25 protein-coding genes and 2 pseudogenes are annotated in these 26754 nt (G+C 37.1%); 23 read left to right on the top strand and 4 right to left on the bottom strand.

The features are described 5' to 3' along the window. Positions 1–193: 193 nt before the first annotated feature. From lacA to HOO54_RS18745, 15 genes and pseudogenes are all read left to right on the top strand, one after another. On the top strand, positions 194–622 hold the full coding sequence (lacA, locus tag HOO54_RS18815; RefSeq protein ID WP_172297959.1) for a galactose-6-phosphate isomerase subunit LacA: 429 nt from the start codon (positions 194–196) through the stop codon (positions 620–622). A 13-nt stretch (positions 623–635) separates the two neighbouring features. After that, on the top strand, positions 636–1154 hold the full coding sequence (lacB, locus tag HOO54_RS18810; RefSeq protein WP_172297957.1) for a galactose-6-phosphate isomerase subunit LacB: 519 nt from the start codon (positions 636–638) through the stop codon (positions 1152–1154). A gap of 28 nt (positions 1155–1182) precedes the next feature. Beyond that, positions 1183–2118 (top strand): hexose kinase, encoded by a 936-nt coding sequence (locus HOO54_RS18805; RefSeq protein ID WP_172297955.1) that lies wholly within the window; start codon positions 1183–1185, stop codon positions 2116–2118. Between the two features lie 14 nt (positions 2119–2132). Then, positions 2133–3143 carry a tagatose-bisphosphate aldolase gene (gene lacD / locus HOO54_RS18800; protein WP_172297953.1) on the top strand — a complete coding sequence of 337 codons (1011 nt, stop codon included), beginning with the start codon at positions 2133–2135 and terminating at the stop codon, positions 3141–3143. 145 nt (positions 3144–3288) lie between these two features. Then, positions 3289–4041: a DeoR/GlpR family DNA-binding transcription regulator gene (locus HOO54_RS18795; protein WP_216664806.1), complete on the top strand. Its 753-nt coding sequence runs from the start codon at positions 3289–3291 to the stop codon at positions 4039–4041. A gap of 277 nt (positions 4042–4318) precedes the next feature. After that, positions 4319–5359 carry a sugar-binding transcriptional regulator gene (locus HOO54_RS18790; RefSeq protein WP_172297951.1) on the top strand — a complete coding sequence of 347 codons (1041 nt, stop codon included), beginning with the start codon at positions 4319–4321 and terminating at the stop codon, positions 5357–5359. A 35-nt stretch (positions 5360–5394) separates the two neighbouring features. Beyond that, positions 5395–6402 carry a type I glyceraldehyde-3-phosphate dehydrogenase gene (gene gap, locus HOO54_RS18785; protein WP_172297949.1) on the top strand — a complete coding sequence of 336 codons (1008 nt, stop codon included), beginning with the start codon at positions 5395–5397 and terminating at the stop codon, positions 6400–6402. 140 nt (positions 6403–6542) lie between these two features. Beyond that, positions 6543–7727: a phosphoglycerate kinase gene (locus HOO54_RS18780; RefSeq protein WP_172297947.1), complete on the top strand. Its 1185-nt coding sequence runs from the start codon at positions 6543–6545 to the stop codon at positions 7725–7727. Between the two features lie 30 nt (positions 7728–7757). Continuing rightward, positions 7758–8519 carry a triose-phosphate isomerase gene (gene tpiA, locus HOO54_RS18775; protein WP_172297945.1) on the top strand — a complete coding sequence of 254 codons (762 nt, stop codon included), beginning with the start codon at positions 7758–7760 and terminating at the stop codon, positions 8517–8519. Beyond that, positions 8512–10047 carry a 2,3-bisphosphoglycerate-independent phosphoglycerate mutase gene (gene gpmI, locus HOO54_RS18770; protein ID WP_172297943.1) on the top strand — a complete coding sequence of 512 codons (1536 nt, stop codon included), beginning with the start codon at positions 8512–8514 and terminating at the stop codon, positions 10045–10047. The genes tpiA and gpmI overlap by 8 nt, the downstream gene beginning before the upstream one ends. Before the next feature lie 26 nt (positions 10048–10073). Further along, positions 10074–11366, top strand: coding sequence for a phosphopyruvate hydratase (eno, locus tag HOO54_RS18765; protein WP_172297941.1), 1293 nt, complete (start codon positions 10074–10076; stop codon positions 11364–11366). Between the two features lie 730 nt (positions 11367–12096). Further along, positions 12097–12609 (top strand): peptidogalycan biosysnthesis protein, encoded by a 513-nt coding sequence (locus HOO54_RS18760; RefSeq protein ID WP_172297939.1) that lies wholly within the window; start codon positions 12097–12099, stop codon positions 12607–12609. Then, positions 12606–13742 (top strand): MFS transporter, encoded by a 1137-nt coding sequence (locus HOO54_RS18755; protein WP_172297937.1) that lies wholly within the window; start codon positions 12606–12608, stop codon positions 13740–13742. The genes HOO54_RS18760 and HOO54_RS18755 overlap by 4 nt, the downstream gene beginning before the upstream one ends. A 186-nt stretch (positions 13743–13928) precedes the next feature. Then, positions 13929–14198 (top strand): annotated as a pseudogene (gene eno / locus HOO54_RS18750) (phosphopyruvate hydratase); the annotation flags it as partial. A gap of 101 nt (positions 14199–14299) precedes the next feature. Then, the gene (locus HOO54_RS18745; RefSeq protein ID WP_172297935.1) at positions 14300–14461 is read left to right on the top strand and encodes a hypothetical protein; all 162 of its coding nucleotides are present in this window, start codon (positions 14300–14302) and stop codon (positions 14459–14461) included. Between the two features lie 505 nt (positions 14462–14966). Here HOO54_RS18745 and HOO54_RS25260 read toward each other — a convergent pair. Both HOO54_RS25260 and HOO54_RS25255 read right to left on the bottom strand, forming a co-directional pair. Further along, positions 14967–15785, bottom strand: a complete 819-nt coding sequence (locus HOO54_RS25260) for a methyl-accepting chemotaxis protein (protein ID WP_375335846.1) — start codon at positions 15783–15785, stop codon at positions 14967–14969. A gap of 123 nt (positions 15786–15908) precedes the next feature. Then, positions 15909–16874 (bottom strand): annotated as a pseudogene (locus HOO54_RS25255) (PDC sensor domain-containing protein); the annotation flags it as partial. A gap of 417 nt (positions 16875–17291) precedes the next feature. Between HOO54_RS25255 and HOO54_RS18735 the strand changes: the two are divergent. The 5 genes from HOO54_RS18735 to HOO54_RS18715 all read left to right on the top strand — a co-directional run bounded on the left by HOO54_RS18735 (position 17292) and on the right by HOO54_RS18715 (position 23047). Beyond that, a complete protein-coding gene (locus HOO54_RS18735) occupies positions 17292–18404 on the top strand; it encodes a PLP-dependent cysteine synthase family protein (RefSeq protein ID WP_172297931.1) in 1113 nt (370 codons plus the stop codon). A 113-nt stretch (positions 18405–18517) separates the two neighbouring features. Then, complete coding sequence (locus tag HOO54_RS18730) at positions 18518–19435, top strand: ATP-grasp domain-containing protein (protein WP_172297929.1); 918 nt, start codon at positions 18518–18520, stop codon at positions 19433–19435. A gap of 33 nt (positions 19436–19468) precedes the next feature. Then, the gene (locus tag HOO54_RS18725; protein WP_172297927.1) at positions 19469–20668 is read left to right on the top strand and encodes an ATP-grasp domain-containing protein; all 1200 of its coding nucleotides are present in this window, start codon (positions 19469–19471) and stop codon (positions 20666–20668) included. Continuing rightward, a complete protein-coding gene (locus HOO54_RS18720; RefSeq protein WP_172297925.1) occupies positions 20665–21900 on the top strand; it encodes an MFS transporter in 1236 nt (411 codons plus the stop codon). The genes HOO54_RS18725 and HOO54_RS18720 overlap by 4 nt, the downstream gene beginning before the upstream one ends. Further along, a complete protein-coding gene (locus tag HOO54_RS18715) occupies positions 21866–23047 on the top strand; it encodes an ATP-grasp domain-containing protein (RefSeq protein ID WP_172297923.1) in 1182 nt (393 codons plus the stop codon). Before HOO54_RS18720 ends, HOO54_RS18715 begins: the two co-directional genes overlap by 35 nt. Before the next feature lie 46 nt (positions 23048–23093). On the opposite strand, the gene HOO54_RS18710 is transcribed toward HOO54_RS18715, so the two are convergent. Continuing rightward, positions 23094–23981 (bottom strand): zinc ribbon domain-containing protein, encoded by an 888-nt coding sequence (locus HOO54_RS18710; protein WP_172297921.1) that lies wholly within the window; start codon positions 23979–23981, stop codon positions 23094–23096. A 231-nt stretch (positions 23982–24212) separates the two neighbouring features. On the opposite strand from HOO54_RS18710, the gene HOO54_RS18705 reads away from it, so the two are divergent. The 3 genes from HOO54_RS18705 to HOO54_RS18695 are packed head-to-tail and all read left to right on the top strand — an operon-like array spanning position 24213 to position 26136. Next, on the top strand, positions 24213–24581 hold the full coding sequence (locus HOO54_RS18705; protein WP_172297919.1) for a GntR family transcriptional regulator: 369 nt from the start codon (positions 24213–24215) through the stop codon (positions 24579–24581). Beyond that, complete coding sequence (locus tag HOO54_RS18700; protein ID WP_172297917.1) at positions 24582–25478, top strand: ATP-binding cassette domain-containing protein; 897 nt, start codon at positions 24582–24584, stop codon at positions 25476–25478. It begins immediately after the preceding gene. Beyond that, the gene (locus HOO54_RS18695) at positions 25453–26136 is read left to right on the top strand and encodes a hypothetical protein (RefSeq protein WP_172297915.1); all 684 of its coding nucleotides are present in this window, start codon (positions 25453–25455) and stop codon (positions 26134–26136) included. Before HOO54_RS18700 ends, HOO54_RS18695 begins: the two co-directional genes overlap by 26 nt. A gap of 189 nt (positions 26137–26325) precedes the next feature. Here HOO54_RS18695 and HOO54_RS18690 read toward each other — a convergent pair whose 3' ends face one another. After that, positions 26326–26718: a helix-turn-helix domain-containing protein gene (locus tag HOO54_RS18690; protein ID WP_172299705.1), complete on the bottom strand. Its 393-nt coding sequence runs from the start codon at positions 26716–26718 to the stop codon at positions 26326–26328. Positions 26719–26754: the final 36 nt, after the last annotated feature.

The raw sequence follows: 26754 nt of genomic DNA, 5'->3' as shown, positions 1-26754 counted from the left end.
AATGATTAACTTAGTCTTTTAAAGGAAATGTCATCTGTTATTCAGATCGTTGACAGCTATAAATGAACATGATAATCTAACATTTAAAAACATTTTCGAACAATATATACTATGAATAATTGTTGAGATGATATCGATAATGTTCGAAGTGCAAGTGTTGTTAATTAAAAAATAAAGAAAAGAGGAGCAAAAGATGAAAGTGCTGATTGGTGCAGATCAAGAAGGGATACATTTAAAAGAAGTATTAAAAGATTACTTGACCAAACAGGGGTATGAAGTGATCGATCAAACACCAGAAACAAATTTAGATTTTGTTGACTCCACTACCCGCGTTGTCCAAGCACTCCTTGACAATAAAGGTGATCGAGGTATTTTAATTGATCGGTTTGGTGCCGGTTCATTTATGGTAGCCAATAAATGTAAAGGGATGATTTGTGCAGAAGTTTCTGATGAACATTCCGCTAAAATGACCCGCAATCATAATAATGCAATGGCGATTGCTCTAGGGTCAGGCATTGTTGGTGAAGAATTAGCAAAAGCTTGTGTTGATGCATATTTGAAATCTGAATATGCTACAGGACGTCATCAAATTCGTGTAGATATGCTAAATAAAATGTGCTAAGGAGGAAAACAATATGAAGATTGCTCTAGGTTGTGACCATATTGTAACAGATATAAAAATGCAAGTCTCAGAATATCTGAAAAGTCAAGGGTATGAAGTGATTGATGTTGGTACTTATGATATGACAAGAACGCATTACCCGATATTCGGGAAAAAAGTGGCTGAAGAAGTTGTTACCGGTCAAGCAGACTTAGGTGTAGTTTTATGTGGAACAGGTGTTGGTATTTCGACTTCTGCTTGTAAAGTACCTGGCACTCGTGTGGCACTTGTCCGAGATTTAACAACAGCAAAATATGCAAAAGAACAATTAAATGCCAATGTGATTGGAGTTGGTGGAAAAATTACCGGATTGCATGTCATTCAATCCATTATTGATACTTTCATTGAAAGCGAATACAAAGAAACTCCTGACAATCAAAAGTTGATTAAAAAATTAAATGATTTAGAACATGCGGCGGAAAATCAAATAGGAAATCATCATTTTTTTGATGAGCTGCTTGCAAAATGGGATCGCGGAGAATATCACGATTAAGTGAGATTGGTATAAAGGAGAGCTGTTCATGCTGTTAGCCGTCACCTTAAATCCATCTGTGGATATTTCTTATCACCTTGATCAACTCAAGCTCGATGATGTTAATCGAGTGATTAACATTAGGAAAACAGCAGGCGGAAAAGGATTAAATGTTGCTAGAGTTGCTCACTTATTGGGGATGGATGTCAAATCCACCGGTGTACTAGGCGGATCTTTAGGTCAATTGATTGAAAGGTTGCTAGATCAAGATCAAATGAAACATCAGTTTCTTCATACAAATCAAGAAGCTAGAAATTGTATTGCTATTTTACATGAGCAGATGCAAACAGAAATCCTGGAATCTGGTCCGACATTAACCAAAGATGACCAGGAGCTGTTTTTAAACCATTTTCGTCAGCTGTTGAACAATCCATCAGTGGTCACGATTTCAGGCAGTATTGTGAATGGATTCACAAAAAATGTCTATTCTGAAATGATTGAAATCGCTCGAGAGAATCATATTCCAGTTATTTTAGATACTTCTGGTGAATCACTATCAGAATCATTGCGGAATAAAAACGCTCTACCATATTTAATTAAGCCGAATGTAAATGAGTTAAGACAAATCTTGGGTTGTTCCATTAGGAATGACCAAAATGAATGGAAAAAAGTATTGAAACATCAGATGTTTGCTGGTATCCCATGGATTGTTGTCTCACAAGGTGCAGAGGGAGCTTTCGTGAAACATGAAGACCTTTTTTATAATGTCGAAATTCCGAGAATTAACGTTGTCAGTCCAGTCGGCTCAGGAGATGCAACTGTGGCCGGATTAGCCAAAGCGATCGAAATGAATCTCAATGATGAGGATGTTTTGAAAAGCGGTATGGCTGCTGGACTTCTCAATGCAATGGAGGCACAAACGGGTTATGTGGATCAAGCAAAATTTGATCATTATGCAAGTCTAGTGAAAGTTCAAAAACTTTGAATGGAGTGACTGGCATGTTAACTATATCAAAGGGTAAATATGAAGGATTAAAGAAACTTTCTGATGAAAATGGAATTATCGGGGCATTAGCAATTGATCAGCGCGGATCATTGCAAAAAATGATTACCTCATACAATGAAGGGAATCATGCTCCTTCTAGCTTAGAACATTTTAAAGTACTTGTTTCAAAAGAACTAACACCATACGCTTCTTCTATTCTATTAGATCCAGAATTCGGCTGGACTGCAGCTGAAAACAGAGACCGGAATGCGGGGTTGCTTGTCGCTTATGAAAAAACAGGCTATGATGCTTCTGTTGAAGGGCGTCTCCCTGATCTTCTGGCAAACTGGTCTGTTAAACGTTTAAAAGAAAAAGGCGCAGATGCCGTTAAATTACTTCTTTATTATGATGTAGATGAATCTCAACAAACAAATGATCAAAAACATGCATTTGTTGAACGGATCGGATCAGAATGTGTGGCTGAAGACATTCCGTATTTTTTAGAAATTGTCTCTTATGATGCTAAAAACAATGATGTGAAAGGCATCGAGTATGCGAAGGTCAAACCTCATAAAGTGAATGAGGCCGTTCGTAAATTTAGCAACCCGCGTTATGCCGTTGATGTGTTAAAAGTAGAAGTGCCTGTCAACATGAACTATGTCGAAGGGTTTAGCAATGGTGAAGTTGTCTATACAAAGGAAGAAGCAAAACATTATTTTAAAGAACAATCAGATGCTTCCACACTGCCATTTATTTTCTTAAGTGCCGGTGTTTCAGCAGAGTTATTTCAAAAAACACTTGTATTTGCTAAAGAAGCAGGGTCAACATTTAATGGTGTATTGTGCGGTCGTGCCACATGGAAAAATGGTGTTGAACCGTTTGCGAAATTTGGCAATGAAAAAGCGCTAGACTGGTTAAGAAATTCCGGTCGTGAAAATATTACGAATTTGAATCATGTTTTGAAAGAAACCGCTTCTCCATGGTGGTCACAGTATGGAACACAAGAATCTGTTGTTGTAAAATAAAAATAGACGACAAAGACTGCTGAATGGGGAAGTCTTTTGCTCTACCTTGATTAAAACGCTTACAATGTGATCTCTAGTAGGTTGACATCACTATACCAGTTATTGTACATTGCAATTAACAATGCTAATAAATGTAGGTGTCTAAATGATTAAAGAAGAGAGATACCGAGCGATTCTTGCTATGCTCGAGAAAAATCAGACGGTTGAAGTTACAGAACTGGCAAAACAACTTGCTGTAACAGATATGACAATTCGCAGAGATTTACAGGCGTTAGAAAATGACGGGCTGTTGATTCGTGTTCACGGAGGAGCAAAAAAAAGAGATGCACATTATATCGAATTATCTCACAATCAAAAGCAAGATATCAATGTTGAATTAAAAAAACACATCGGTAAGATTTGTGCTGATCTCATTTCCGATCATGATACCGTTTTTATCGGTTCTGGAACGACTAGTGATTTCATCTTTCATTATTTAGGTGAGAAACATGTGAATATTGTGACAAATTCTATTAATGTTTTTCAACGCGTTCAAAATATGCCTAATATTGAAGTGATACTGACCGGTGGTCGTTACCGTAAAAAAACCGGAACTTTTTACGGATATTTTGCAAATAAGTTATTAACAGAAATTAAAGTGAAGAAAGCTTTTATTGGTACGAATGGGATTTCTGGAACAAATATCACAACAGCTAATGAAGAAGAAGGTTACGGATTACAGCTTGTTTTGAATCATACAATTGATCGTTATATCCTAGCAGACAGTTCAAAGTTCTCAATAGAGGCATTTTTTACCTTTTACGATGTAAGAGACATTACAGCACTCGTTACAGACCATCAATTGAATCCCCATGTTGAAGACTATTATAGTAATTATACGAAAATCATAAAAGGATGATTGTCTATTAATAGATAAGGCAATCATCGTTTTTTGTGTTAGCGCTTTCTTTGGGCATTCTGACTTGTTTGATATAAAAGAGTTATAGAAGTTCTCTGAAAAAGTACACTTGATCGTCAATATTTCAAAAAATGGGCGGGTAAATAGTTGAATAAAAAATATGCCCCTGTTACAATAATAGGTGAAAGCAGGAGTAATTTTTTTTGGCTGAAGTGGGACGTTTTCAGTCACGGTGGGACGTTATTAGTCCACTACGAGATGGAAGGACCGTTTTAGTATGAATCAACTAATACAGGCTCAAAAAAAATTATTGCCAGATCTTCTTGATGTCATGCAAAAAAGATATGAAATTTTGCAGTACATAAGGCTGACTGAACCGATCGGCAGAAGAAGTTTGGCCGCCAGTCTTGGAATAAGCGAGCGTATTTTAAGGGCGGAGGTTCAGTTTTTAAAACAACAAAATCTTTTAGAGATTAAAACAACTGGTATGACACTCACGACAGAAGGATCTGACCTGCTGAAGATTTTAGAAGAGACAATGAAAGATGTTTTAGGTTTAACTGTTTTGGAAAATACATTAAGAAAGAGATTAAATCTAGAACAAGTCATCATTGTATCTGGAGACAGCGATCATTCACCATTAGTTAAAAAAGAAATGGGAAGAGCAGCTGTCGCATGTATGAAAAAAAGGTTTCAAGGGGAAAATATCGTCGCTGTAACAGGTGGGACTACTCTCGAAGCCGTCGCTGACATGATGACGCCTGACTCAAAAAACCGTAAATTTCTGTTTGTTCCTGCAAGGGGCGGACTTGGTGAAAATGTCAGGAATCAGGCGAATACGATTTGTGCGCATATGGCTGAAAAAGCTTCCGGTACATACAAACTGTTATTTGTGCCGGGTGAGTTGAGCAAAGAAGCATATTCATCTATCATTGTAGAGCCTTCCATAAAAGAACTATTAGAAATTATTCAATCGTCCAGTATGGTGATCCACGGTATCGGAGATGCTACAACTATGGCGAAACGAAGAAATACACCAGAGGAAGGTTTAAAGAAGATAGAAGAAAAAGAGGCTGTTGCAGAGGCATTCGGCTATTACTTTGATAGCAATGGAGAGGTTGTTCATAAAGTGCACAGTGTCGGTATTCAGCTTGAGGATCTTGATTCGATCCCAAATATCATTGCAGTGGCTGGTGGCTCATCAAAAGCGGAAGCGATAGAAGCCTACTTTAAAAAACCCCGCAACACGGTTCTTGTCACTGACGAGGGAGCCGCAAAACAGTTATTAAGGGAAGATTCTTCCCTCAATATAAAATAAAAAATTCTTTCATTTACTTAAAGGAGGAAATCATCATGGCAGTAAAAGTCGGTATTAATGGTTTTGGACGTATTGGACGCAACGTATTCCGTGCAGCGTTAAATAATCCTGAAGTTGAGGTAGTAGCAGTTAACGATTTAACAGACGCTAAAATGCTTGCTCACCTATTACAATATGATTCAGTACATGGAAAATTAGATGCAAAAGTATCTGTAGACGGTAATAACCTTGTCGTTAACGGTCACACTATCGAAGTGACAGCTGAACGCGACCCTTCTAAATTAAGCTGGGGAAAACAAGGTGTTGAAATCGTTGTTGAATCAACTGGTTTCTTCACAAAACGTGCAGATGCAGCAAAACACTTAGAAGCTGGTGCGAAAAAAGTTATCATTTCAGCTCCTGCAAGTGAAGAAGATATCACAATCGTTATGGGTGTTAACGAAGATAAATATGATGCAGCAAACCATCAAGTTATCTCTAACGCATCTTGTACAACAAACTGTCTTGCACCGTTTGCAAAAGTACTTAACGATAAATTCGGAATTAAACGCGGTATGATGACAACAGTTCACTCTTACACAAACGACCAACAAATCCTTGATCTTCCACACAAAGATTACCGTCGTGCACGTGCAGCAGCTGAAAGCATCATTCCAACAACAACAGGTGCAGCGAAAGCCGTTTCTCTTGTATTACCTGAACTTAAAGGTAAATTAAACGGTGGAGCTATGCGTGTTCCAACACCAAACGTATCACTTGTTGACTTAGTTGCAGAACTTGACAAAAACACAACTGTTGAAGAAGTAAATGCAGCACTTAAAGAAGCAGCTCAAGGCGAATTGAACGGTGTTCTTGGATACAGTGAAGAGCCTTTAGTTTCTAAAGATTATAATGGCAATGCAAACTCTTCAACTATTGATGCACTTTCTACAATGGTTATGGAAGGCAACATGGTTAAAGTTATCTCTTGGTATGACAACGAAAGCGGATATTCTCACCGTGTCGTTGACCTTGCTGCATACATTGCTAAAAAAGGTCTTTAATTCAAAAGGATCAGATTTGGTTCTAAAAGTAAGAGAAACGCTATAATAAAAGCGGACAGGGGAAGGGGATACACACTCCCTTTCCCTTTTTTCAACGTATAGCATCATCAAAAGCAATTAAAGGAGGATCTCCTGAAGTCATGAATAAAAAATCAGTAAAAGACATTGATGTAAAAGGCCGTGTTGTTTTTTGTCGTGTTGACTTTAACGTGCCAATGAAAGATGGTAAGGTGACAGATGAGACAAGAATCCGTGCTGCAATTCCGACCATTCAATATTTAACAGAGCAGGGAGCAAAAGTCCTTCTTGCGAGTCACTTAGGCCGTCCAAAAGGCCAAGTTTCTGAAGAACTGCGCTTAACACCTGTTGCAGCGCGTCTTGGAGAATTGCTTGGCAAAGAAGTGAAAAAAGCGGATGAAGCTTATGGTGACGCTGTAAAAGCGCAAATTTCCGAAATGAAAGATGGAGACATTCTTGTTTTGGAAAATGTCCGTTTCTACGCGGGAGAAGAAAAAAATGACCCTGAACTTGCAAAAGCATTTGCTGATTTAGCGGATGTTTATGTGAATGATGCATTTGGAGCGGCTCACCGTGCCCATGCTTCTACTGCAGGCATTGCTGAGCATCTTCCAGCTGTAGCGGGCTTCCTGATGGAAAAAGAGCTTGAAGTACTTGGTAAAGCATTGTCAAACCCTGAACGTCCATTTACAGCAATTATCGGCGGAGCGAAAGTAAAAGACAAAATCGGTGTAATCGAAAGTCTTCTTGATATAGTAGACAATCTCATTATCGGCGGTGGTCTTGCTTATACTTTCGTCAAAGCACAAGGACATGAAATTGGAAACTCTTTGCTTGAAGAAGACAAAATCGAGTTGGCTAAATCTTTCATGGAGCGTGCAAAAGAAAAAGGTGTAAACTTCTATATGCCAACAGATACTTTAGTTGCTGATAAATTCGCAGCTGATGCCAATACGAAAATTGTACCAGTCAGTGATATTCCAAGTGATTGGGAAGGTCTTGACATCGGAACAGAAACAAGCAAAACATATGCAGATGTCATTAAAAACAGTAAGCTTGTTGTTTGGAACGGACCGATGGGTGTCTTTGAAATCGATGCATTTGCTAAGGGAACAAAAGCGGTAGCTGAAGCTTTAGCAGAGGCGACAGATACATACTCTGTGATCGGTGGAGGAGACTCTGCGGCTGCCGTTGAAAAATTTGGTCTTGCTGATAAAATGAGCCATATTTCAACAGGTGGAGGAGCTTCACTAGAATTCATGGAAGGTAAAGTACTTCCAGGTGTCAAAGCATTAAACGATAAATAAGCAAAAAACACTGCATAAGGAGTGGAGCACATGAGAAAACCAATTATAGCTGGAAACTGGAAGATGAATAAATTGCTTTCTGAAGCTGTCAGCTTTGTCGAAGAAGTAAAATCTGCTATTCCTGCAGCAGATAAAGCGGAAGCTGTTGTCTGTGCACCAGCATTATTCCTTGAAAAGCTTACATCAGCTGTAAAGGGCACTGACTTGAAAGTCGGCGCGCAAAACATGCACTTCGAGGAAAGCGGCGCCTTCACTGGAGAAATCAGTCCTGCTGCTTTGAAAGATCTTGGAGTTGACTATTGTGTGATCGGTCACTCTGAGCGTCGCGAAATGTTTGCTGAAACAGATGAAACAGTTAACAAAAAAGCGCATGCTGCATTCAAATATGGCATTGTGCCAATCATCTGTGTTGGTGAAACACTTGAAGAACGCGAAGCAAACAAAACAAACGAGCTTGTAGCAGATCAAGTCAAAAAAGCGCTCGCTGGTTTAACGAAAGAACAAGTTTCTGCATCAGTTATCGCATATGAGCCAATCTGGGCGATCGGAACAGGCAAATCTTCAACAGCTCAAGATGCAAATGAAGTATGTGCTCACATCCGTCAAACCGTTTCTGCTGAATTCGATCAAGCTACTGCTGACAATGTCCGAATCCAGTATGGTGGCAGCGTAAAACCTGCAAACATTAAAGAGTACATGGCACAGTCTGATATCGATGGTGCTTTGGTTGGCGGCGCAAGCTTAGACCCGCAGTCTTTCGTTCAATTACTGGAGGCAGGTCAATATGAGTAAAAAACTAGCCGCACTCATCATTTTAGATGGGTTTGGATTAAGAAACGAAACAGTCGGAAACGCAGTTGCCCAAGCGAATAAACCAAACTTTGACCGCTATTGGAACAAATACCCGCATCAAATGTTGACAGCTTCAGGAGAAGCGGTTGGTCTTCCTGAAGGTCAAATGGGGAATTCAGAAGTGGGTCACTTAAACATCGGTGCCGGCCGGATCGTTTATCAAAGTTTGACACGCGTGAACGTAGCCATTCGTGAAGGTGAATTCGAGAAAAATGAAACGTTTCTTGAAGCGATGAAACATGCGAAGGAAAACGGCACAAACCTTCACCTTTTCGGACTGTTGTCTGATGGCGGTGTTCACAGTCATATTCAGCATTTGTATGCACTCTTAAAGCTAGCCAAAAAAGAAGGCGTACAAAATGTCTATATTCACGGTTTTCTTGACGGACGTGATGTTGGTCCGCAAACAGCTGAGAAATATATTAAAGCACTGCAAGAACAAATTGAAGAGATCGGTGTAGGCGAAATTGCCACAATTTCTGGCCGCTACTACTCAATGGATCGCGACAAACGTTGGGATCGCGTTGAAAAAGCGTACCGTGCGATGGCATATGGAGAAGGTCCTTCTTATCAAAATCCGCTTGATGTTGTAAAGGATTCATATGCAAACGGAATTCACGATGAGTTCGTCATCCCATCTGTTATTACAAAAGAAAATGGTAAGCCTGTTGCCACTATTCAAGACAATGATGCAGTGATTTTCTATAATTTCAGACCTGACCGTGCAATTCAAATTTCCAATACGTTCACAAATAAAGATTTCCGTGACTTTGATCGCGGTGACAAGCATCCGAAAAACCTTCATTTCGTCTGCTTAACTCATTTTAGTGAAACGGTTGACGGCTATGTTGCATTTAAGCCGGTAAATCTCGATAATACGATCGGTGAAGTGTTATCACAAAACGACTTAAAGCAGCTTAGAATTGCTGAAACTGAAAAATATCCGCACGTTACATTCTTTATGAGTGGCGGACGTGAAGAGAAATTCCCTGGTGAAGAGCGAATTTTAATTGATTCACCGAAGGTCGCGACATATGACTTAAAACCTGAAATGAGTGCTTATGAAGTAAAAGACGCACTTGTAAAAGAAATTGAGGATGAAAAACATAACGCGATCATCTTGAACTTTGCCAACCCTGATATGGTTGGTCATTCCGGTAAAGTGGAGCCGACGATCAAAGCGATTGAAGCCGTTGATGAATGTCTGGGTGAAGTCGTTGATGCGATTCTTGCTAAAGGCGGATATGCGATTATTACGGCTGACCATGGTAATGCGGACGTCCTGATTACAGAAGAAGGAGAACCGCATACTGCACATACAACAAATCCTGTTCCGGTTATCGTGACTAAAGAAAATGTAACACTTAGAGAAGGCGGAATCCTTGGAGATTTAGCACCAACTCTTTTAGATTTACTAGAAGTTGCGAAACCGAAAGAAATGACAGGAACTTCATTAATTCAAAAATAATGTTCATTAAAAGGAGAGAAACAAACATGCCACATATTGTTGATGTATATGCACGTGAAGTATTAGATTCCCGCGGTAATCCAACCGTTGAAGTTGAAGTTTACACTGAATCAGGAGCTTTCGGCCGCGCACTTGTTCCAAGCGGTGCTTCTACTGGTGAATATGAAGCAGTTGAGCTTCGTGATGGTGATAAAGATCGTTACCTTGGAAAAGGTGTGTTAACGGCTGTTAATAATGTAAACGAAATGATTTCTCCTGAGCTTCTTGGCTTTGATGTTACTGAACAAGTAGCGATCGATAAATTGTTAATCGAACTTGATGGAACTGAAAACAAAGGAAAACTAGGTGCTAACGCAATTCTTGGCGTATCAATGGCTTGTGCTCGCGCTGCTGCTGATTTCTTACAAGTTCCTCTTTATCAATATCTTGGAGGATTCAACGCTAAAACACTTCCTGTACCAATGATGAACATCGTTAACGGTGGGGAGCATGCAGATAACAACGTTGACATTCAAGAATTCATGATCATGCCTGTTGGAGCTGAAAACTTCCGTGAAGCGCTTCGTATGGGAGCACAAATTTTCCACAGCTTGAAATCAGTTCTTTCTTCTAAAGGTATGAACACAGCTGTAGGTGATGAAGGCGGATTCGCTCCAAACCTTGGTTCAAACGAAGAAGCTCTTCAAACAATTGTTGAAGCAATTGAAAAAGCAGGATTCAAACCTGGTGAACAAGTAAAATTAGCAATGGATGCAGCATCTTCTGAGTTCTACAACAAAGAAGACGGTAAATACCACCTTTCTGGCGAAGGCGTTGTGAAAACTTCTGCTGAAATGGTTGACTGGTATGAAGAAATGGTTTCTAAATACCCAATCATCTCTATTGAAGATGGTCTTGATGAAAACGACTGGGAAGGTCACAAACTTCTAACTGAACGTCTTGGTTCAAAAGTTCAGCTTGTCGGTGACGACCTTTTCGTAACAAACACGAAAAAGCTTGCTGAAGGTATCAAAAACGGAGTTGGCAACTCTATCCTGATCAAAGTGAACCAAATCGGTACATTGACTGAAACATTCGATGCAATCGAAATGGCAAAACGCGCAGGCTACACTGCAGTCATCTCTCACCGTTCAGGTGAAACAGAAGACAGCACAATCGCTGATATCGCAGTTGCAACAAACGCTGGTCAAATCAAAACTGGTGCGCCATCACGTACAGACCGTGTGGCAAAATACAACCAATTACTTCGCATCGAAGATCAATTGGGAGAAACTGCTCAATTCAACGGAATCAACTCTTTCTACAACTTGAGCAAGTAATATAAGAAAAAGCTTGGCTGCATAATGGCAGTCAAGCTTTTTTAGTGTCAGTCAACAGGCTTGATTTATAATAATCATGAATAGTATTCGCAAAGTAGAAAAAGTACCTGCCCTTCCTCAATGATCTATCATAACGAAATTGACTATCTGCTTAGCGTGGCAAATCCTAAAAAATATAGGATCCACATTAAATCCTCTCCATCTAAAATATCTACTTAATAATCAATGTTAGCCGTATTTTGTTTATTCATTAATGTTCCTAGATAAAGACCACATCTTTTATATTTTTACATGATTTCTGTGATCAGATGAAGTTTATCGACGATCACTTTTCAGATCACTTCATTTAAGAATACTAGAGGACGTGTTTACTTTATAACTTTCACTAATATGGCTCAAATATGCATTATAGCAAAAGACGAACTTGTAGTAACAATATCAGGTGCTGAACTATCCATTTTATTCTAAGCAGTCTAAGACAAATATGTGGCGGAATGTTCAAGAAAAGCTTAATGATGAAATAAAAGTCCCAACTATTTCAGGAAAAACAAGTTGACACACAAGACCATAAATGTTTAAATTTGTTACAAAAAGGAGGTTAAAAAATCTTTACAAGTAATGAAAAATGATGTGGATGTATTATTGATATTTCTTCTATTTCTTCATTAAAAGCATTAATTGGACAAGCAAATTCTTCAGCTTCAAAAGCTGGAATAAATAGTTTGACTAAATGAAAAAAATGAAGGAGTATGGGATTGAGTTTCAATTCCAGTTAGCAAATGAAATATCTGAAGAATACTACGTTAATATATACAGGTTATATTTAAATACAAAAAATAAAAGTAATGCAGTCCCTAGTCCAATAAACTATAATTTTGAATCTTTTAGATGTTTGAGAAATATGTGTTCTAACTATAAATTCATATTATTTGAATATAAAGGAGAACCGGTAGCATTTGGACTGATCGTTGTTCATAACGAAAACGAAATAACCTTGAAACACGTAGGAATGGATTATGTTCATTCTGTTCCTTCTTATGCTTATTTTAATATTTTTTATTTAACCATTCAGTTTGCAATTGAAAATAGGTATAAGAAAATTTACTTTGGATCAACCACTTATGATGTAAAAAAGGATATAGGATGTGAATTAATACATAACAAAGCACTAATCAATTTCAGACCTTCAGGATTAGGAAAATTAAATTATTATCTCACTAAAAGAGTAGGTGGGGCACTATGAAACAAATTTTTACGATCAATATGCTCTTCTCGTTTCTATTCGGAGCATTGACCGCAATATTACCATTATCTATCCTTATGACAGGAGCAGCAAGTGGTATGTCCGGAAATGTCATTGGTATATTCATGGTTGCTCTTTTTCTTACGAGAATTTTTCTTATGTTTCTTAAACCATCTAAAAAAATGCTGTTATTAGGATGCTTATTGTTTTTAATCGGTACTTTACTTTGGCTATTTTTCTATCATGCTCTTTTTGTTTATTTTTTAGTAGGGATTATTTTAGGGATTAGTGTGGGGATTATTCCTCCGTTATTAATCATATTTGCTTTAGGACTTAAAAAAGAAGAGGTGGAAAAAAGCTTATCTTGGATCAACATTTCACAGGCTATAGGCTCCGCATTCGCCCCTTTACTTGCCGAAATGATTTATAAACAGTTTAGCCTTGTGCTATTGCTACAGATTTTCTTGGTTATGAGTCTCACCATTTTGATACTCGCTTGTTTTGCTCATTCCCCTGAAAGCCGTGATATAGGGATTGGTAATAAAAGTGATGTGAAATTTCTTTTAAAAGACAGAGGTTTTTGGAAATACTGTTTCTTTTATCTTTTAGGTTCATTGAGTTATGGCTGTGCCATTGCTTATGGTCCGATACTACTTACAGGTGAAGGCAGTAGTATTGGTTTGTTTTATCTTTTATTTTGGCTCTTTTTTGTGATCTCTCAATTTATAATTCAAAAGGTAAATCAATACATTTATTCAGAACAAATAAATCTACTTATTTGTTTTACACTCATGTTTTTTGGATCTGCAGGATTATGGTTTGCAAATTTTTTGATCTTGTTTGTTCTATGTTCTTCATTTTTTGGTTTTTCCTTTGGTTTCATAACTATATTCCTGCAAAGAATAATTGCGATAAACATCGAAGAGAAACTTCATACAAGCGCCTTCTCCATTTTTAGTTTAATGTCGTATTTGGCAGTTGGATTAAGTGGATTTATTTTTTCACCAGTTGTCAATTACAGCATTAAGTTACCATTTATCATTACGCCGTTGTTTTCTTTAATATCCGCAGTAGTTTTCTTCCTTTTCAGTAATCATGAAAAGAAATCTCTTGATAAAAAAACGATACGATAACTATTGGATATAGATTTTAGTCTCGTTCAAAAATAAATATGGGAATTTTAATTTGTATTGTAGGTAATGTTGGGATATATAACAAATGGGAGATATATTGAATTATCGTCTTTGATAAAAGATCTATTAGACGTTCTCCACTTTTAGAAAAGTTTTTTCTTTTTAGATACTCTTTTTTCAGAGCACCATATCGGTACATTGACTGAAACATTCGATGCAATCGAAATGGCAAAACGCGCAGGCTACACTGCAGTCATCTCTCACCGTTCAGGTGAAACAGAAGACAGCACAATCGCTGATATCGCAGTTGCAACAAACGCTGGTCAAATCAAAACTGGTGCGCCATCACGTACAGACCGTGTGGCAAAATACAACCAATTACTTCGCATCGAAGATCAATTGGGAGAAACTGCTCAATTCAACGGAATCAACTCTTTCTACAACTTGAGCAAGTAATATAAGAAAAAGCTTGGCTGCATAATGGCAGTCAAGCTTTTTTTTATGTTGACACAGATGTTAAAATGGTAAATACACTCAATAAAAGGAGAGGTTTTCTAATGCTTTTCAATATCTATACCTTTCTCTTTCTCATTTTAGCAATAGCATCTCATTTAATTGCCATTTTTATTTTTAATCAAGGGATAGTAGCCTATATTCTCGCAATTCTTTTTTTATTGGCAGCTGGTTATTCAACAAAATTCTCTAAAACTAAAGATTAGCTGTTTTTTAAGTTATTGAAGAGGTTCGATTCTGTCATACGTATCCACCATCCTCTTTTTTTATATTGTATATGATCCCGTTCCTCTTCTTTTTTAGCACGAATTTGTATGCTGATTATTATGATTGACAAAAAACTTGTGCGTATTTTGATGCTTTAATTAGATTTAAGATCTTCTTATGTAACCCGCTTTCGTAAAACCATTTTCTCTATTGGTTGTTCTGGTATTGATTCTTCAAGATCAGGGATTTTTATCTTTTATTCATTCATTATCCGCTCGAATTCGCTGGTCTGATGAATTCCATTCTCCAATTTTTGATCGGTTTTACAACGGTTGCTTTCACTCTGTAAATAGTGAAATAACTATAACGGCTAATAGATAAGCCCAAATCGTAAGTGATGATAATAATCATATCGATCTGAATGGAAGCTTTTTTAAAACCATTCATTATTTATAAACAGAAAAACACTCACTTTTTTTGTTGAAAAGCGAGTGTTTGTTTAAATTACACGTTAAACTGTGTGATTTTTTCTTGAAGATTTTGTGCCATGTAGGCCAAGTCTTCAGATGCTTTGGCGATTTCTGTTGTAATTGATGATTGTTCTTCTGATAATGCTGATGAGTGATTGATCCGCTCACTTGTTTTGGTCGAGAAGTCTTCCACCTGTTGAGCGATATCACGCATCTGTTTTGTATTGAGCGAGACTTTTTGAATGTCATTTGTCACATTCTGTATATTAGCTGTCACATCATGAATCGACTGATAAATACTTGTAAATGATTCACCTGTTTGTCTAACTTTAGCAATACCAGTATGTGCTGCTTGCTGGCTTTCTTTCATCGAGTCCACTGAGTCGGATATCTCATCCTTGATCGACTGGATGGTAGTTGTAATTTCTGTGGAAGCCATTTTTGTTTCTTCTGCTAGTTTACGCACTTCCTCGGCAACGACGGCGAAACCTTTTCCAGATTCACCTGCTCTGGCAGCTTCAATTGCTGCGTTTAAGGCGAGCAAATTCGTTTGTTCAGAAATACTTGAGATCAAGCTGGCCATTTGGTTAATGTCAGCTGATTTTTGTTCAAGCAATTGAATTTTTTCTGCTGTTTCAGTAATTTTCGTATGCAAGTTAGATATATCTTGAACAACTTCTTTAACTGTTGCACTACCTTCATTTGCAAGCTCTGTTGAGTGAGCGGCTTTTTTGCTTACTTGAATAATTGCATCAGACATTTTGCTCATTTCATTTAGCAGTGTTTCACTTGTTGTTGACATTTCCAGTGAAAGTGATCTTTGCGAGCCAGCATCATTTGCCACCTCTTGCATTGCATTTGCTGTTTCGTGAATTGCTGAAGAAATTTCTTCAGAGCTAGCGGACAACTCTTCTGCTGTTGAAGCAACTGTTTCTGAGCTTGAAGCAACGTCAGTCATCATCGTTTGCAATGCAGTTGCAGATTGATTATAATATTCTGCCATTTGACCGAATTCATCTTTTGAATTTACCTCTGCACGATGCGTCAAATCACCTGTTGATAAGTGTTTCAAATAGCCGTTGATCACTTTTGTATCTTTTGATACCTTTCTTCCCAAAAAGAATATTACAGCGATTATCACAACAATGGCAACTAGACTAAGCACAATAAGCTGTTTGATCAATGAATGAAGTGAACTGTAAAGCTCATCATACGGAGCGATGAGAACGAGTTTCCAATTAGTTTTTGGCAGTTTGTCGTAATATAGTTCAAATGTCTTTCCATCAATGTCAGTCTGTATCTTTTCTTGTTGTCCATTCTTCATTTTTTCCCATTGTTCAGATGTGACAAGGTCTGATGAAATCGTTTCTTTTAATCTTTTCTCTTTATCAGGATTTGATAAATATGTTCCGTTTTCATCTACTAAAACTGCATAGCCAGTTTGTTGAACTTTAATGTCTAAGACTAGTTCCTGAATGGATTCTAAAACAAAGTCACTTGTCACAACACCGCTAGTATTTCCTTTAGGATCTTTAAATGATAAAGATGTCGTAATGAAAGTTTGTTTCAATGTTTCATCATAATATGGGGCTGACCAAACGGTTTGATCTATATTGATCGAATTTTTATACCAATCCTGGCTGAAATAATCATAGGAAGCCTTTTCATAATCTCGTGTAAAAACGAGCTGGTCACCATCTTTATATACATAAGGGGCAACAAACTTTTCTTTCTTGTTATATGTGTAAGGTTCATACCAAATACCTATCCCATAAGTTTGTTTATTGGCAGGTAGCATATTTTGAAAGAATTGACTATACTCTTTTCGGCTTAACGGTGTTTTTTTTGCCTCTGCCATTGCTTTGACTGCTGTAAGATTTCGCTCATGTGTTGTAAGGTTTGTATCAATCTGCTCGATTGTTTTAGAAAGTGTTTCTTGCATCTGCTTTGTAATCATAGTATTCAATTGTTCGGATGAATCTTTATAGTTAATCACCATCATTGTAGCTAATAGAACTATAATAATAGGAATTAAAATCATGATTTTCCAAAGTATAGGCCAGTTTTTATAAGACATAATCTTCAATTTTAATCCTCCTTAACACTTGTTAAGATAATTATCGTCGCCAATTGTAATATATTAACTGGATAATAAACCCCCCGAGAGGGTTTATGTGGTATATATAATTTTACTAGGAAATTATGTTCAAAATTGACAAGGTTGGTCTTTTTTAAAAGAAAAATGTTATATAATTGAATAAATTGCTGAAAGGAGTGGTTTCTTGAAGAAAAGAAGCATGTGTTCAATCATTTAACGAGCTATTTGATCTGGATTTCAATAAGAAACGGAGGCTTAAAAATGGCACATGTTACAGATTTAGTGGGAAATACACCTTGTATTACACTGCAGAATATTAGTGGAAAGCATGCAAATCTACATCTCAAAATTGAAAGAGGAAATCCTGCTGGCAGTATTAAAGACCGTCCTGCACTTTATATGATTGAACAGGCTGAAAAAATGGGAAAGTTGAAACCCGGAGACACGATCATTGAGTCATCTTCAGGCAATTTTGGAATATCCCTTGCGATGATTGGAGCTGCCAAAGGATATCACGTGCTGATTTTAGTCGATCCGAAAACGACACAGGCTAATCTGAATATGTTAAAAGCATATGGAGCAGAGGTCATCGTTGTTCAAGAAAAAGATGATAGTGGTTCATATCATAAAACTCGGATCAAATTGGCGAATGAGTTGCACCGAGAAATTCCAAATTCATTTCGTCCTGACCAATGCTTCAATCCGACCAATGCGGATGCCCATTACCATATCACGGCCCCGGAAATTGCTGGCCAATTCCCTGACGGTCTGGATGCAATCGTTCTTGCTGTTTCAACAGGTGGACAGACTGGTGGAATTTCACGCTACTTCAAGGAACACTATCCCCAGACGAAAATTGTTGTGGTTGATGCCATCGGATCATCGATTTTCAGTGGTGATGAACATGGTTATTTATTACCAGGGATGGGGCTGAGCTGGACACCCACAAACATTGAAAATATTAATTTAATTGATGAAATATATAAAGTTCCTGATGAGTCTGCTTTTATTGCTTGCCGGACATTGGCAAAACATGAAGGTATTTTGGTCGGCGGCAGTACCGGTGCATCACTTGTTGCTGCATTAAAGGTTGCAGAGACTGAAGAAATGAAGAATGTGCTCTGTCTTGCATCTGACAGTGGGGAACGTTATTTAAACACAATTTACAATGATGATTGGATGAACTCTCAACACTTGAACCTAAAAGCTGACCCGGAAACGTTGCTGAAAGAAGTGAAGCAACTGACAGTATATTCCCAACAGCCCAGAAAAGTCGCTAATTATAAGCCGTATTTAATCGATACGCTTGAATCCCCAAGTAAACAGCTGCTTTTTGAACGCGGCAGTATTGACCATATAAAAGAGTACGTTTAAGGTGGTAGAAGCTACCCCCTCCTTGTCTGGACGAACTCTCACCGCGCATGTACAGAAGTGGGATTTCTCGTTCGGAAAAGCTGTAAACGTTTACTAGAAAAGGAGAGATTTCGATGTCAACTACATTATTAGATCAGTTTGTACTTATTCTAGGTAATGAAGAAGATGATAAGGATCATGAGGCTTTAGCTGTTGCTTTAAAAGAATATGGTGTCGAAACAGTAAGGGCAAATCCTAAAGAAATCACATCTATTTTTCAAGAAAAAGAAAATCGCTTTTTCATTGGACAACAAGAAATCAAACCGGCTCTCGTATTGGGCTGGGTATTTGAAGATATTTTAAAAATGGGTATGAATTTGCTGTATGCATTTGAAAGAAGTGGTATCCCAGTGATTAATACGGCTGAAACACTTTTTTGCGGACAAAATAAATATTTAAACTCTGAAGCGCTTCATCGAGAAGATATTCCCCACTTTCCGGTGATCAGCGGATTCTCTGAAAGAGATGTAGGGCATTGGACAGACAAACTTTCTTTTCCGCTCGTTCATAAACAAATTGTCAGTGCAGGGGGACAGGCTGTCATTAAAGTAGATTCACCCGGACTCTTAAAAGATTTGGCAAGAACATTTGCGCAGTACAATGAACATTATTATGCACAGCCCTATACAGAAAAACCTGACAGGGATATTCGAGTGATATGCATCGATTTCCAAACAACTTCTGCGTTTTACAAATATACACCTGAAGGAGAGTGGGTGACAAATGTTGTTAGAGGAGGTAAACCGGTTCTTATTCACAATATCGATCCCGAACTAGCGCAGTTGGCAGAAAGGGCGGCAAAAGCGATGGGGGCGAGAATTGCCGGAATTGATATTTTAGAAGATCCTTCAGAAGGATATAAAGTATTGGAAGTTAACACATGCCCGAATTTCAATTTGCGACAGTTTATGCCTGAAGCAACTGATGTAAATGAAAAAGCAATTGCCAAAATGATGATAAAAGAAATGAAAAAAACAAAACATGTCATATAATAGAAAGAAAGGGAAATTTGATGGGGTGAAGAAATGTCAATTTTGGTTTTGAATTCATATGATCAACATTTAAATTTAGAAGAAATCGTTCCAGAGAAATTAAGCGAAATGGTTGTATTGACAACACCAAAGTTAAACAACAATCACAAATTTCAATACTATGAAGAAATTGAATCGATCAGTGAAAATGAATGCGCTGAAAGCCGGATCAGAGAGTTAACAAAGTATTATCAATTTGATTCGCTGATTGCCCATGATGAGTATGACATGGTCAGAGCCGGAAGAATGAGGGATCGCTTCGGAATTCCTGGACAAACTGAACAGAGTTCGTTATCTTTTCGCCATAAAACAATCATGAAAGAGCATGCGAGACAATCTGTTCGCACTCCTTTGTTTCAAGAGGTTCAATCGATTTTTGATGTTTATGAATTTGCGGATGAGCACGGTTATCCACTCATTGTGAAACCTGTTGACCAAGGGGCTTCAAGAGATATTTTTGTCATTCGGAATGAAAATGATATTAAAGAATTTTCAAGACAAAAATTAAAATATTCATATGAAGTTGAAACGTTTATTGATGGTGAGATGTACCATATTGATGGATTGTACGTAGATGGCAAGGAAGTGTTGATTAGCATCTCGAAATATTGGAATGGATGTATGGCATTTAAAACAAATGCAAGTTTAGGAAGCTATCAGCTTTCTCAAAAAAGCGGTGAGTTTCAAGAAGTTTACTCGTTTTTTCAAAAGCTGTTGACCTCTTTTGATTGTCCAGAACATGTCGTTTATCATGGCGAAGTATTCAGAGAACATGACAGCGGGGAACTCGTATTTTGCGAAATTGCTTCAAGATATGGAGGAGGTTACATTCTTCAAGCTGTAGAAGCAACCTACGGGATCAATCTCAAAACCGAATGGCTTAGAAGTCAGTGTGGTTTGAATATGAGAGGAGAGTTGAAAGCTGAAACCCTTTTACACGGCTTCTTACTCATACCACCTTATCAGGGAAAACTGCTTGATAGACCTGAGAAAGTTCCTTTTGACTGGGTCAAGATTTATGACAAAAGTGAACTGGGAGCGGACTTTACCAATCCGCGCAGAAGTATAGATAAAGCGGCAGGATTTATGATTGAAGGTGATAATGAACAGGTTTTACAGTATAGGCTGAATAAACTGGATGCTTGGATGAGAAGCCAGTTCAAATGGTCAGCCGGGAGCAGTGAGCATCATTGAAATCGCTCATTCACACATACAAACAGATGACCTCATTATCGAAAACCGCTTTACTTGGTATTATCATTAGCAGTTTAGGTACGTTTATGTTTATGCCTTACATTTCGATTTATTTATCTGATTTAGGCTATTCAACAGCTTTTATTGGATATGTCCTGTTGCTGTTTTCTTTCAGTCAGCAGGGCTTTACGTTTTTTGGCGGATTTTTAGGCGATCGTTTCGGTACAAAAATGATCTGTATGATCGGACTTGTGATCAGAAGTCTGGGATACGGGCTGTTCATTTTTTCCTTTAACAAACCGCTCATTATCTTTTCGACAATCTTAGTTGGCTTTGGCGGAGCACTTATCACCCCCTCATTAAAAGTGGTGTTGGCTTTTGGAAACGAATCAATTAGAAGTGCTGTTTTTGCTTTGCGAAATACTGCTGTCAATTTTGGCGGGGCGCTTGGACCTTTAATTGGCGGTATGCTTTATCTGTTAAATATTCAAATCATTTTTATTTTTGCCGCTGTTTCTCATCTCATGGTCTTAATCATCATGAAAAAAACAATGGGTGTTCAGCTGAAGGAAAAAACGCAAGCCAGTGTTTCTTTTACAAATGTGTTAAACATTTTTCGTGACAAACAGATTGTCTATTTAACGTTTGCTGTTAGCTTGTTTTATTTTTTGTACATGCAATTTAATTTGAGTATTCCACTGTACACAAAAGACTTTCTTGGTCAACCTGAATATGTCAGCCTGATTTTTTCTTTTAATGGCGTACTGATGATTTTTTTACAATATCCTATTATGGTATTTTTCCAAAATAAATTTAAGGAATATCAAGTTTTAATGTTAGGTATGTTTTTTATGGCGCTTGCCTTTACCTCTCTCACCCTAGCAAATGAGCTGTATATGCTCATGATCTTTACTTTTCTATTAACTCTAGGGGAAATATTAATACCGCCGATGATTGATAATATAGCATCATTGCTGGCACCACAGAACCTGTTAGGAAGCTATCTCGGTTTTGTTGTGTTCAGCTTTATGATCGGAGGCGGTTTAGGAAGTATTCTAGGCGGATATGGATATGACTGGGGAGTGGCCAATGGAATTCACTGGTTATGGTTCATTTATGTAAGTATCGCAGCACTAGGCATAGCATTAATATGGCCTATGAAAAAAATGACAAAACAAACAAATGTGGGGGAAGTTTATGAGAACAGCACTGTTCATAAGTCCGAGAATTAATGTCATAGAAGATGCGCGTAAAGCCGGCTACCAATCGATTATTGTCTATATGACTAAAAATCAAATGACAGATCGAATAGCAGAGCTGGCTGATGAAGTGTTTGTATTTGATTGGACGAATTATGCTAAATCTCTTCATTATACAAAAAGTATTCATGAGCAAACACCACTCTTCCGAATTTACGGATTTGGTGAATATTCTGTGAAACTGGCATCGTTTTTGTCGGCTTCACTGAATATTGAAGGGGTCGGATTGAGCGCAGTTGAGAAGGCAACAAATAAACAAACGATGCGAAACATATTGAATCAGCATGATCAGCACTACGTCTTTTTTGATACGGTCACTTCTTTTGAAGAACTGCTGAAAGCAGCTGAACATTCAAACTATCCATTTATTATCAAACCTGTAAGTGGAGCCGCTAGCATGAATGTCTCAAAAATCACTTCCAAACAAGATTTAGAGGCGGTACGACAGCAGTTCACTGGTGAGGATGTCTATATTTGCGAAGAATTTTTGGAAGGAAAAGAAATCAGTGTAGAAGCGGTCAGCTTTGCAGGGAAACATAAAATAATCGCTATGACAGAAAAGTATACAACAGGCAGTCCGCATTTTATTGAAACAGCTCACATCGTCCCATATGTTCCAGATCAACAAGCTAAAATTGTTGAGATTGTCCAGTCAGTACTAAATATTGTTGAATTTGAAACCGGCTTGTCCCATACGGAAGTCATCTTGACGAAATCGGGACCTAAAATCGTTGAAACACATGTCAGACCAGGCGGAGACGGGATTACTGACCTCGTACGGATTGCAACTGGAACAAGTATGTTTTATGCTTTGTTTCTCTATGATTTGTATAAAATCGATCTATATCAAGAAAAGATAAACTATCAATTTATGGCATCCAACCAGTTTTTCTTTTTCCCCGAAGGAAAAGTGACACAAATCGATGGTGTGGAGGAACTCAAACAGATGACAAATATCGAGAACTTTCAGCTACCGGTTAAAGAAGGGGATGTACTTCAAACACCGACTGATTCTACAAACAGACATGGTAATATTATATTATACGCCAAGACACAAGAAGAGCTAGACCGTCTGATTTCAAAAGTGAAATCAACTCTAAAGATTACGACAAAAAAATAAAAATGCATAAAAAGCCTTTTTCCCCATTTGGAAAAAGGCTTTTCTTCTAATATAGTGAATCGATTGCAGATGTCACTATATTTACAATGTATTTTCTAATTACGTAATCAAACACCTCGTAAGAAATAAATGACAGCAAGTAAACGATAAGTATTGCGTATATAAAATCGACAGCACCTTTAACTTTTTCACGATAAATGTATAATACTGCTGGTGGAATCACAAACGCGATAGCGCCAACACTAAAGTATAAAAATATATCAAATAGATCGCTTTTAGCCATAGATGCAATCAAAGCAATCAGTAGTGGTGGTAAGAAAGGAATGACCAGAGTTCCGAAACGCCCTAGAACTGCCTTAAACGAGGCTTGAATTTTTTGAATTCGTAAACCCGCGTATGTAAAGATAAATATTAAGAAAATATAAATAGCGATCGTGATAGCAGATCTCATCATAATATCAAAAAATGAAGGTGTAACTACATTGGTAAATTCTACCAATTCACTGAACCGAGCCGTTAGAGCAAAATAAAATATCAATGGAATAACTAAAACAAATAGTGCCATTGTTATCAGACTATACAGTACTTGTTGCTCGCCTGCATGTTTAAATTCTTCATATGGTCGCTTTAATACTCTCATAAAAAATGAAAAATAGGCAGACAAAGCTTTTTGAGTTGTTTTTAAATGCTTTTGCACCTCAGTTTGTTTATTTTCCATTGAAGAATTGCTGCTGTCCCCAGCTTGTTTATTTTCCATTGAAGAATTGCTGCTGTCCCCAGCTTGTTTATTTTCCATTGAAGAATTGCTGCTGTCCCCAGCTTGTTTATTTTCCATTGAAGAATTGCTACTGTCCCCAGCTTCTAGTAGGCTTGTTCCACAATTCTCACAAAATTTTCCGCCACCTGTTTGGTGACCACACTTTGAACATGTCATAATATAGAGTCTCCTTTAAAGTAATACATCAAGAATCTATTATAAATGAAACTGATATTGAAAGTAAAATAGATTTTAGTTTTTTGAAAAATCACAAAGTATTGAACTTAAGCGAAATTTAAATTTTTAGTAAAGAACAAAGTTGACATTAGTTTATTTATGTTATACGGTTAGTTACACAAGTAATTAACCATAAAAGTATTATTACAATGGATATAAGGGGCGGTGAGAATGCCAAATTTAAATGATAAACAGCCTATTTATGAACAAATATCTAAAATTATTGAAGATGATATCTTGACTCATGTTTATCAAGAAGGCGAGCAAATCATTTCGACCACCCAGATATCAAAAGCTTTTCAAGTAAATCCCGCAACTGCTGTGAAGGGTATTAATGTACTTGTCGATGAAGGAATTCTTTATAAAAAAAGAGGAATCGGAATGTTTGTTCAAACTGGAGCAAGAGCGCAAATTCTAGAAAAAAGGAGAAAAGAATTTTATGAAAGTTTTATTGTGAAATTATTAAAAGAGGCTCAAAAGTTAGAACTGTCTAATGAAGATATCATCTCATTCATTAAAAGAGAAAGTGAGAGGGATTAATTGGAAGAAGTATTGGTTTGTCATAACATAAAGAAATATTTTAAAAACCATCTCGTCATTCGCAACATCAATTTAAAGTTTCAAAAAAACACCATCTACGGATTAATTGGAAAAAATGGATCTGGAAAAACAACGATTTTGAACATGATAAGCGGGCTTACGTTTCATGATAGTGGGGATATCTATGTAAATGGAGTCCTCCAACAAAAGGGAGAAAGTTCCTCTGATATTTGTTATGTAAGAGATCGAAGCAAATTTTTATGGAATAGCTCTGTATTAGACATATTAAAGACCTCTGCTGGTTTTCATAAAAACTGGAGTTGGACAGTTGTCTATGACTTACTGGATGAATTCGATATCCATCCGAATTGGAAGTGTCGAAAACTTTCAAGAGGAATGGAAACTATTTTAGGGATCATCATCGGTCTTTCAAGTAGAGCACCTATCACAATATTTGATGAACCAGACCTTGGATTAGATTCTGTTACAAGAGAAAAATTTTATGATTGTTTATTAAAAGAATACACTGAATTTCCTCGGACTATGATTATTTCAACACATTTAGTAGATGAAATATCAAAAGTACTTGAAAAGATCTATGTCATTCATTCGGGCGAGATTCTTGTTGAAGAAGACATAGAAAATCTTAGAAGTAAAATGGTTTTATTGTGTGGAAAAAAAGAAAACATTGATTTGTTTATTGAAGGCAAATCTGTCTTGTATAGTGAAGATATTGGCCATTCTAAAGTGGTAGAAGTCATTCACGATTTTAATACGAAAGATGCTGACTTATTGGAGAAATTAAATATATCAGTTGAAAATTTGTCTATACAAAAACTTGTAACTCGACTACTTGAAAGGGGAAACGATCGTGAACCCGATACGAAGTGTATGTAAAGGAAGTTTTACATTTATCAAACCTTATTTATATATTTTTTTAGCATTGGAGTTTATTCATTTTTTTATTAATATCATTCTTGCAGCAGCAGGAATAAACAATCATATAGAAGTGTCGCATGCTAATGTCTTTACAGCATTTCTTTTTATCATACCTATTTTTTTACCGTTATTTGTTTTTAAGTATGTCCTTTATTTAGGAGCTTCCCGAAAATCATATTTTTTAGGAATCGTGTATTTATTTATTGTATCAACATGTATCTATTCTATTTTTAATATTGTTTGGTATTTTTTTGAGAAACATGTTTTGATTGAATATAAGGATTATTTTAATCTAATTGATATTTTTGATTGGAATCAATTTGGAGTTTCAGGTATGTTTCTTTATCAATTTTCTGCCTACTTACTGGTTATCTCTTTTTTATTTTTATTGTTTTCTGCTTTCTGGTGTAAAAAAGGGATTGTGTTGTGGATGGGGACAGCTACCGTTATTGCTGTAAGTATGTCAATTGGGCAATTGAGAGGAATGACAACAGAAATAGTGGGATTTCTCTTATATAATCGAGTTTTATGGATAAGTGTTGTATGTGAGATAGCACTAACACTCATGATATTTTTATGTAGTTGGAAACTATTTGTTAAACAAAGACAGATCTAATTTGGAATAGAAAGTCATAGATTTATCTGAATGGGCTAGATTGGGTGAAGCTGTGGCAAAGAACCGCTCCATATTTAAGAGTGACTATGATCAAGGAACGACGGGGATCGGTTATAGAAGTTTTTTCTTAAGAAGTGTCGACAGTAATTCCTTAAAAAGCCGAATATCTCTCAAAAGAAATTCGGCTTTTTAACGTTTCTCCGCTTCACTCACCAAAAATTTGAAATACTGCTCCAAATTCAAAATGTCGTTGTTAGACAATAACTCCCATTTGCTTGGATCAAACAACCACAAATTTTCTGTATCATATTTTGCAACAATGTCATTCATTGTTTGATATCGTTCAGATGGTTCATGAATTTTATCTATAGTCATATAGCCAGCGATCTCCATTAACTGTTCATAGGATATGTTTAGGGCGTCTGCCAATTTTCTAATCGTCGCTGGCTTTGGGACGCCACGATGACCATTTTCAATTCTAGAGATCGTTGCAGCACTCACATCTGCAGACAGGGCAAGCTGATTAATCGATAGTCTTTTTTGTTCTCGCAGTTGTTTGAGCTTTTTCCCAAACACAGTCATTTCCTTCACCTCACAATCTTCTCTATTCACATTTTA

This window comes from Bacillus sp. WMMC1349, assembly GCF_013155385.1.
GTDB lineage: Bacteria > Bacillota > Bacilli > Bacillales > Bacillaceae > Bacillus.
Note: the sequence above shows the minus strand (reverse complement) of the source record. Positions and strands in the feature narration are given on the sequence as shown.